The sequence below is a fragment of the Campylobacter concisus genome (assembly GCF_002913745.1).
Lineage (GTDB): Bacteria > Campylobacterota > Campylobacteria > Campylobacterales > Campylobacteraceae > Campylobacter_A > Campylobacter_A concisus_R.
This window is the reverse complement of the sequence record NZ_PPCG01000031.1, coordinates 35,512-43,121: the sequence shown is the minus strand read 5'-3', so window position 1 is coordinate 43,121 and position 7,610 is coordinate 35,512. Positions and strand designations below refer to the sequence as shown.

7 protein-coding genes and 1 pseudogene are annotated in these 7,610 nt (G+C 39.1%); 5 read left to right on the top strand and 3 right to left on the bottom strand.

Annotation, left to right across the window (positions count from 1 at the left end):
* Window positions 1-126: pseudogene (locus tag CYO90_RS10480) on the bottom strand (XRE family transcriptional regulator); the annotation flags it as partial.
* 368 nt (window positions 127-494) lie between these two features.
* Here CYO90_RS10480 and CYO90_RS04325 point away from each other — a divergent pair.
* From CYO90_RS04325 to CYO90_RS04310, 4 genes are all read left to right on the top strand, one after another.
* Window positions 495-1,289, top strand: coding sequence for an HrcA family transcriptional regulator (locus tag CYO90_RS04325; RefSeq protein WP_103578589.1), 795 nt, complete (start codon window positions 495-497; stop codon window positions 1,287-1,289).
* Entirely contained in the window at window positions 1,286-1,828 is a 543-nt protein-coding gene (grpE, locus tag CYO90_RS04320) for a nucleotide exchange factor GrpE (RefSeq protein ID WP_103578588.1), read from the top strand. Before CYO90_RS04325 ends, grpE begins: the two co-directional genes overlap by 4 nt.
* Before the next feature lie 31 nt (window positions 1,829-1,859).
* Window positions 1,860-3,734: a molecular chaperone DnaK gene (dnaK, locus tag CYO90_RS04315; RefSeq protein ID WP_103567949.1), complete on the top strand. Its 1,875-nt coding sequence runs from the start codon at window positions 1,860-1,862 to the stop codon at window positions 3,732-3,734.
* 117 nt (window positions 3,735-3,851) lie between these two features.
* The gene (locus CYO90_RS04310) at window positions 3,852-4,283 is read left to right on the top strand and encodes a trehalose-6-phosphate synthase (RefSeq protein WP_103578587.1); all 432 of its coding nucleotides are present in this window, start codon (window positions 3,852-3,854) and stop codon (window positions 4,281-4,283) included.
* A 52-nt stretch (window positions 4,284-4,335) separates the two neighbouring features.
* Here the strand turns inward: CYO90_RS04310 and ppk2 are convergent, their stop codons facing one another.
* A complete protein-coding gene (gene ppk2, locus CYO90_RS04305) occupies window positions 4,336-5,145 on the bottom strand; it encodes a polyphosphate kinase 2 (protein ID WP_002942696.1) in 810 nt (269 codons plus the stop codon).
* Between the two features lie 97 nt (window positions 5,146-5,242).
* Between ppk2 and dsbD the strand changes: the two genes are divergently transcribed.
* Window positions 5,243-6,970 (top strand): protein-disulfide reductase DsbD, encoded by a 1,728-nt coding sequence (dsbD, locus tag CYO90_RS04300; RefSeq protein WP_103578586.1) that lies wholly within the window; start codon window positions 5,243-5,245, stop codon window positions 6,968-6,970.
* Here the strand turns inward: dsbD and nth are convergent.
* Window positions 6,967-7,599 (bottom strand): endonuclease III, encoded by a 633-nt coding sequence (gene nth / locus CYO90_RS04295; protein ID WP_103578585.1) that lies wholly within the window; start codon window positions 7,597-7,599, stop codon window positions 6,967-6,969. The two genes, dsbD and nth, sit on opposite strands and share 4 nt — an antisense overlap.
* Between the last annotated feature and the right edge of the window lie 11 nt (window positions 7,600-7,610).

Below are 7,610 nucleotides of genomic sequence, written 5' to 3'. Positions count from 1 at the left end.
GTCCTGATATGTCCTCATCGGCACGCCAAGATCCTCTGCCATCTTTGCTTGTGAAATTTTTTTCCCGATATTTTTTGCTTCAACTGCATTGTGAAGTAAATTAAATATGTCACTTGTTTCAATCATTGAAGAATTATACGTTTTATTTCATTAAATATACCTAAAATATTATATAAATAATGTAAAATAGTATATAAATATCAAATTATAGTATTAAATATACTAAAAATTATTTATAATATACGTTATAACGTATAAAAATTTTTTAAATTTTTGAATAAAATTAGAAATTTCGGGTTTTTATGTTGAAGTTAAATTTCTTATTTTGTTTTAAATTTTATTTCTTTTTACGCAAAGCTTATATTATAGGCATTAGAAAACTTTAGTTATATAGGCTAAATATATATAAATAAATTTTTTTAACTTATATACTTGACATTGATAAACTAAAGTTGTATAATCCGCTTAGCAATTAAAAAGAAAGAGTGCTAAAAGTGAGTAAAACAAATAAACGCGATTTGATACTAAATTCTATCATTGAAGCCTATTTGCAGAACAATATGCCTATTGGCTCAAACGAGCTTGGCTCTCGCATGAGTATGGCGATACCGGCGTCTACGATACGTGTTTATTTCAAAAAGCTTTCAGATGAGGGCGAGATCACAAAGCTTCACATCAGTGGCGGTAGGATCCCAACTATCGCTGCGATGAGGAGATATTGGAGTGAAATTTTTACTGAAAACGACATAAATTTAGAGATAAATGATCCAAGAAGCTTAAAGATGCTCTGTGATGAATTTGAGCTTTATTGTATGATTTTTGGCACGATCGACAAGGAGTTGCTAGAAATTTTAAATTTAAATGATAGATATCTGGTTTTAAATTTTAGTGGCGATGAGATCGTCATCAAGTTTGATGCTAGGATGTATAAATTTTTAAACAACCTTATTGGAGTTAGTTTAGACAAGCTTGAGCTTATCTGCTCTCAAGTTGGCTTAAGCGAACTAAAAAACAAGATAAGAGAGCTTAAAAGGACTAAAATTTACTTCCAAGAAAATGAAATTTTAGCCTTTGATATGTTTAAGGATAGACGCTTTAAGATGGTTTTTGACCCAAGTTTTAGCTTGCAGATGGATGAAGAACTTACATTTTCTCCTATGTTTGATGAAAATTACATGGGGCTTAAATTTAAAGCAAACTACCTTGGTAGCGAGGCGCAGATGATCTGTGCTGGCAGTGTTTATACTGATTATGTGAAATTTATAAATCTAATAAAGGAGGCCGCGTGAGCGAAGAAGTAAAAGAGCAAAATCTACCTGAGGTCGAGCCAGTGCAAGAGGCAGCTAGCGATAGCGTAAATTTAGACGTACTTGGCGATATCTCAAAAGTTGAGAAGCTCGAAAAAGAGCTTGGCGAGATCACTGATAAATATTACAGAGCAAATGCTGAGTTTGAAAATATTAAAAAGCGTTATGAAAAAGAGAAAGCAGATGTTGCAAGCTATGCAAATGAGAAATTTGCAAGGGACTTGCTACCAGTCATCGATGCGCTCGAGATCGCTGCAAATTTTGACCCAGAGGATGATGAATTTGCTAAAAAGATCAAAGAGGGCATTTTGATAACGATAAATCAGTTTAAGAAATGTTTTGAAAAGCATGGTGTGAGTGAGATCGAAACTGATGCCGAGTTTGATCCAAATGTGCATAATGCCGTTTTAAGGGTTGATAGCGAGGAGAAGCAAAGCGGTCAGATCGTGCAAGCTTTACAAAAAGGCTATATGATAAATGGTAGGGTTTTGCGCCCAGCCATGGTCAGTGTGGCAAACTAAATTTAAAAAATAAATCTAATAAAGGAAAAATATGTCAAAAGTTATAGGTATAGACTTAGGTACAACAAACTCTTGTGTGAGCGTTTTTGAGCGCGGCGAGAGCAAGGTTATCCCAAACAAAGAGGGTAAAAACACAACTCCATCTGTTGTTGCTTTTACAGACAAAGGTGAAATTTTAGTAGGTGATGTTGCAAAACGTCAAGCAGTTACAAACCCTGAAAAAACGATATATTCTATCAAACGTATCATGGGTTTGATGAGCAATGAAAAAAATGCTGAAGAGGCAAAGGCTCGCTTGCCATATCATGTTGTAGATAGAAATGGCGCTTGCGCGGTTGAGATAGCTGGCAAGGTCTATACTCCGCAAGAAATTTCAGCAAAAATTCTTATCAAACTAAAAGAAGATGCTGAAGCATATCTTGGCGAGAGCGTGACAGACGCGGTTATCACTGTGCCTGCATACTTTAACGATAGCCAAAGAAAGGCTACAAAAGAAGCTGGAACAATCGCTGGTCTAAACGTACTTCGTATCATCAACGAGCCGACAGCTGCGGCACTTGCCTATGGTCTTGATAAAAAAGAGGCTGAGAAAATTTTAGTTTATGACCTAGGTGGCGGTACATTTGACGTTACAGTCCTAGAAACTGGCGATAATATCGTTGAGGTTTTGGCAACTGGCGGTAACGCATTCTTAGGTGGCGATGACTTTGATAACAAGATCATCGACTGGCTAGTAAGTGAGTTTAAAAACGAAACTGGTATCGATCTAAAAGGCGATATCATGGCACTTCAACGCTTAAAAGAAGCCGCTGAAAATGCTAAAAAAGAGCTAAGCTCAGCTCAAGAGACTGAGATAAATTTACCATTTATCACAGCTGATGCGACTGGTCCAAAACACCTTGTCAAAAAGCTAACTCGTGCTAAATTTGAAGGCATGATCGACTCACTTGTGGGCGAGACTATCACTAAGATAAATGAAGTCATCAAAGATGCAGGTCTAAGCAAGGGCGACATCAAAGAGGTCGTAATGGTCGGTGGTTCAACTCGTGTGCCACTTGTTCAAGAAGAGGTTAAAAAAGCATTTGGCAAAGAGCTAAATAAGAGCGTAAATCCAGATGAAGTCGTAGCTATCGGTGCTGCGATCCAAGGTGCGGTTATAAAAGGCGACGTAAAAGACGTGCTACTTCTTGACGTTACTCCACTTAGCCTTGGTATCGAGACACTTGGCGGCGTGATGACTAAGATCATCGAAAAAGGCACAACTATACCAACTAAGAAAAGTCAAGTTTTCTCAACTGCAGAAGATAACCAAAGTGCCGTTACTATCATGGTTTTACAAGGTGAGCGTGAGTTTGCAAGGGATAACAAATCACTTGGTAACTTCAACTTAGAGGGCATCCCAGCAGCTCCAAGAGGCGTGCCTCAAATCGAAGTCGAATTTGACATCGACGCAAACGGAATTTTAACCGTTTCAGCAAAAGATAAAGCGACTGGCAAAGCCCAAAATATCACTATCTCAGGATCAAGCGGTCTTAGCGAAGATGAGATAAATAGCATGGTAAAAGACGCTGAGCTTCACAAAGAAGAGGATAAAAAACGCAAAGATGCAGTTGAAGCTAGAAACCAAGCCGATGCACTAGTTCATCAAACTGAAAAGAGCATGAGCGAGCTTGGCGAGAAAGTCCCAGCTGATGATAGAAGCAACATCGAAGCTGCGCTAAATGATCTAAAAGAGGTTCTAAAAGACGAAAACTCTTCAAAAGAGCAGATCGATGCAAAAGTAGAAGCTCTAAGCAAAGCTAGCCACAAACTTGCAGAAGCTATGTATAAAAAAGATGAAAATGCTGGCGCAAACGGCGGCAACAACAAAAAAGACGACGACGTAATAGACGCTGAAGTCGAGTAAAACTCCTAGAGCAAGGCAGTCAACCTTGCTCTTTAAATTTCTCACATCCATGCCTTAATTTATGTCAGTAATCATTTTAAATAAAATCTATATAATGCCAAACAAAAAAGGCAAAAAATGTATCTTTTTTCTCTCATTACGCATTTAGTTTGCGCCATTATCTTTATAGGATATGTATTTTTTGATGTTTGTATATATCCATTTGCCAAAAAAACGATAAGTCCACAAACTCTTGAAGCTGTCAAAAAAGCCTATACAAAAGGTAGTGCAAAGGTTTTTGGCACGGCATTTTTACTACTTTTGATAAGTGGGGCATATATGGCAAAGGACTATCTTGGAGGCGAGCATGGTTGGTGGCAAAGCGACTTTCAAAAGCTATTGCTAGCAAAGATCGCAGTTTTGCTTCTTATGTGTCTTATCACTTTCATCTCCGTTTTTAATGTCACTATCTTAAAAAAGCCAGATCCATTTGATAAATTTTCACACCTTATAGCCCTTGTACTTTGTCTGATAATGGTCGTTTTGGCTAAATTTATGTGGTGGGTTTAGCAGTAAAATTTGGCTGTAAATTTAAACCCAAATTTGCAGCCAAGTCTAATTTTCAGTCGATACTTTTTAGCTTATCTTTATTAAGCCCCTCTTCTATGCGCTTGATCTCCTCGCTTCCATCTCTTACGACGCTTTTGTCGTATTTTAGATACTCATCTATCTTTTTTGGATATTCGACGTGAGTTAGGATAAATTTAAAGACATTTAACCTCGCCTCTTTTTTATTGTCACTTGAGACGATCACCCACGGCGAGATGCTATTGTGAGAGGCTAGCAGCATCGAGTATTTGGCGATGGAGTACTGATCCCAAAGTTCTTGTGCTTTTTGATCTACTGGAGAGATCTTAAACTGCTTTAGCGGGTCGTTTAGACGCTCTTTAAAGCGCTTTTTTTGCTCCTCTTTTGTGATCGAGAGGTAAATTTTAAAAAAAATGATGCCTGAGTTTATGATCATCTCTTCAAATTTTGGCACTTCGCGCAAAAATTCCTTATGCTCAGCCTGCGTGCAAAAACCCATCACTGGCTCAACCCCAGCTCTGTTGTACCAGCTTCTATCAAAGATGACGATCTCGCCAGCGCTTGGCAGATGCGTCACATATCTTTGAAAGTACCACTGCGTCTTCTCGACATCACTTGGTTTTGTAAGCGCCACGATACGGCAACCACGTGGATTTAAATGCTCTGTTAGGCGCTTTATCGTGCCGCCCTTGCCGGCTGCGTCTCGCCCCTCCATTAGCATAAGCACTCTAAGTCCCTTGTCTTTGACATGATTTTGGAATTTTAAAAGTTCTATCTGAAGCAGTCTTAGCTCTTCTTCGTAGCCAAGTTTATCGCTTTTTTGGTGTTTTTTATCCTTTGACATCTTCTCTCCTTCTAAAATTTTCAAGATTTTACTATAAAATAGAATAAATTTAAGAATTTAGACTAAAATCATCTCTTTTGATTTAGCAAGGATTAGCATGTTTTTTAAATTTATTTTTTCTCTTATTTTGTTTGCAAGTTCACTTTTTGCCGAGGTTTTAGATGTTAGCAAGGCATTTGTTTTAAGCCCAAGTATCGACGAACAAGGCGTTGAGATCAAGTTTAAATTTGGCGAAAATATCTACCTTTACAAAGATAGCTTTGAGGTTAAACTTGGCGAAGAGAAGATAAACAGCCTCTTAAATATGCCAAAAAGTGAAAACACCGGCGAATATGAAATTTACCCAAAAGATTTTTCGCTATTTATCCCGTTAAATTTAGTAAAAGAGCATCTTAAAAACGGCAATGCTAGGCTAAATTTAAACTATCAAGGTTGCGCTAAAAATGGCATCTGTTACCGCCCGCAAACTAAAATTTATGACATCTTTGAGAAATTTGGCAAATTTAGCATCATAGCCTTTGAAAAAGAGCAAAAAGATGAAACCAATCCTGAATTTACCGAGCTTTCAGAAGATCAAAGCATCGCAAACGAGCTAAGCAGCAAAAACTTTTTTATCTCGATTGCGACATTTTTTGGCTACGGCCTCCTACTCTCGCTCACGCCTTGCGTCTTTCCGATGATACCGATCTTATCAAGCATCATCGTCTCAAAGGGCGGCAGCCTAAATGCCAAAAAAGGCTTCTTGCTCTCGCTAGTCTATGTCGTCGCGATGAGCCTTGCCTACGCGCTTGCTGGCGTTGGGGCAAGTCTGCTTGGCTTTGGCATTGCAGGGGCCTTGCAAAACATCTACGTACTTGGCGCATTTGCGGCCATTTTTGTCATCTTAAGTTTTAGTATGTTTGGCTTTTACGACATCAAACTGCCGTCAAAATTTGAAAACTTAATCAGCAAAAAGTCACAAAACAGCTCAGGCCTAATCGGCGTTTTCATCATGGGCTTTGCCTCAGCGCTCATCGTCTCGCCTTGCGTGGCAGCACCGCTAGCAGGCGCACTTCTTTACATCGCGCAAAGCGGAGATGCCATTTATGGGGGCATCATGCTCTTTGTCATGGGGCTAGGCATGGGCGCGCCGCTTCTTGTGATAGGGCTAAGCTCTGGCAAGCTCCTGCCAAAGCCTGGTGGCTGGATGGATGAAGTTAAAAAACTCTTTGGCTTTTTGATGCTCATCATGGCTGTCTGGATCTTAGCACGCGTGCTTGGAGCATTTTTTGAGCTGCTTGGTTATGGCGTCATAGGTGTCTTTGCGGCCATTTATCTTGGAGCGTTTGAGGCAGCAAATAGCGGCTGGGCTAAATTTAAAAAAGCGCTTTGCGTGCTAGTTTTTATCTACTCGCTCATGCTAATAATTGGCGCATTTTTGGGCTCAAAAGATGCCTTTTCGCCGCTTTCTGGGCTAAATTTAGCCAAAAACGAGAGCGAGCTAAATTTCAAACAAGCCAGAAATTTAAACGAGCTAAACGAGATGATAAAAAGCTCAAGCAAGCCAGTGCTGGTGGATTTTTACGCTGAGTGGTGCGCAAGCTGCAAAGAGATAGAGCATATCACTTTTAAAGACGCTGGCGTGAAAAATGCTTTAGCAAATTTTACGCTTATTCGCATCGACGTAACAAGTGGCGGAGCGCAAAATGATGAGATGTTAAGAAATTTTGGGCTCATCGATCCGCCTGCACTTCTACTTTTTAAAAACGGCGAAGAGCAAAAAACACTTAGAACGATCGGCTTTATAAATGCTAAAAATTTCATAGCAAAGCTTGAGAAAATCTAAATAGCCTTATCCTTGCTCTTACAAAGATCGCTTAGTATACACTCAAAACAAAGCGGTTTTTTAGCCTTGCAGGTGTAGCGTCCAAAGAGCACCATGCCTTGATGAAGCTTGCCAAGGTCGGTTTTAAAGGCAAGACTTAGATCATCTTCAGTCGCTTCTGGCGTCTTTGCACTGCTTAAACCAAGTCTATGTGATACTCTAAAAACATGGGTATCAACAGCCATTACATTTGCATTTGTAGCCTCTAAAAGCACGACGTGAGCGGTCTTTTGCCCAACTCCAGCAAGGGCTTTTAGCTTCTCTTCGTCAAGTGGAATTTCTCCGTTATAAAGCTCAACCACGCTGTTTGCCATCTTGATCAAATTTAGAGCCTTGTTGTTAAAAAAGCTGCATGAGTTTATCATGAGTTTTAAACTGGCTAAATTTGCACTTGCTAGCTCAAAAACATCTTTATATGCCTCAAATAGGGCAGGTGTGATCAAATTTACCCTTTTGTCGGTGCACTGGGCTGAGAGCATGACACAAACAAGAAGTTCATATAAATTTCTAAATTTAAGCTCGCTTTTTGCGTCCTTAAACTCGTCTAAAAGTCTTCTTTTTATCTCTAAAATATCTTTTTTTGTTCTCATTTGGTTATTTT

Bases quoted from the DNA above. Each gene is read 5' to 3' on its own strand.
- ppk2 (WP_002942696.1), bottom strand. From the start codon at position 5,145: ATGTCAAAGGATAAAAAACACCAAAAAAGCGATAAACTTGGCTACGAA.
- dsbD (WP_103578586.1), top strand. From the start codon at position 5,243: ATGTTTTTTAAATTTATTTTTTCTCTTATTTTGTTTGCAAGTTCACTT.
- CYO90_RS04310 (WP_103578587.1), top strand. From the start codon at position 3,852: ATGTATCTTTTTTCTCTCATTACGCATTTAGTTTGCGCCATTATCTTT.
- nth (WP_103578585.1), bottom strand. From the start codon at position 7,599: ATGAGAACAAAAAAAGATATTTTAGAGATAAAAAGAAGACTTTTAGAC.
- dnaK (WP_103567949.1), top strand. From the start codon at position 1,860: ATGTCAAAAGTTATAGGTATAGACTTAGGTACAACAAACTCTTGTGTG.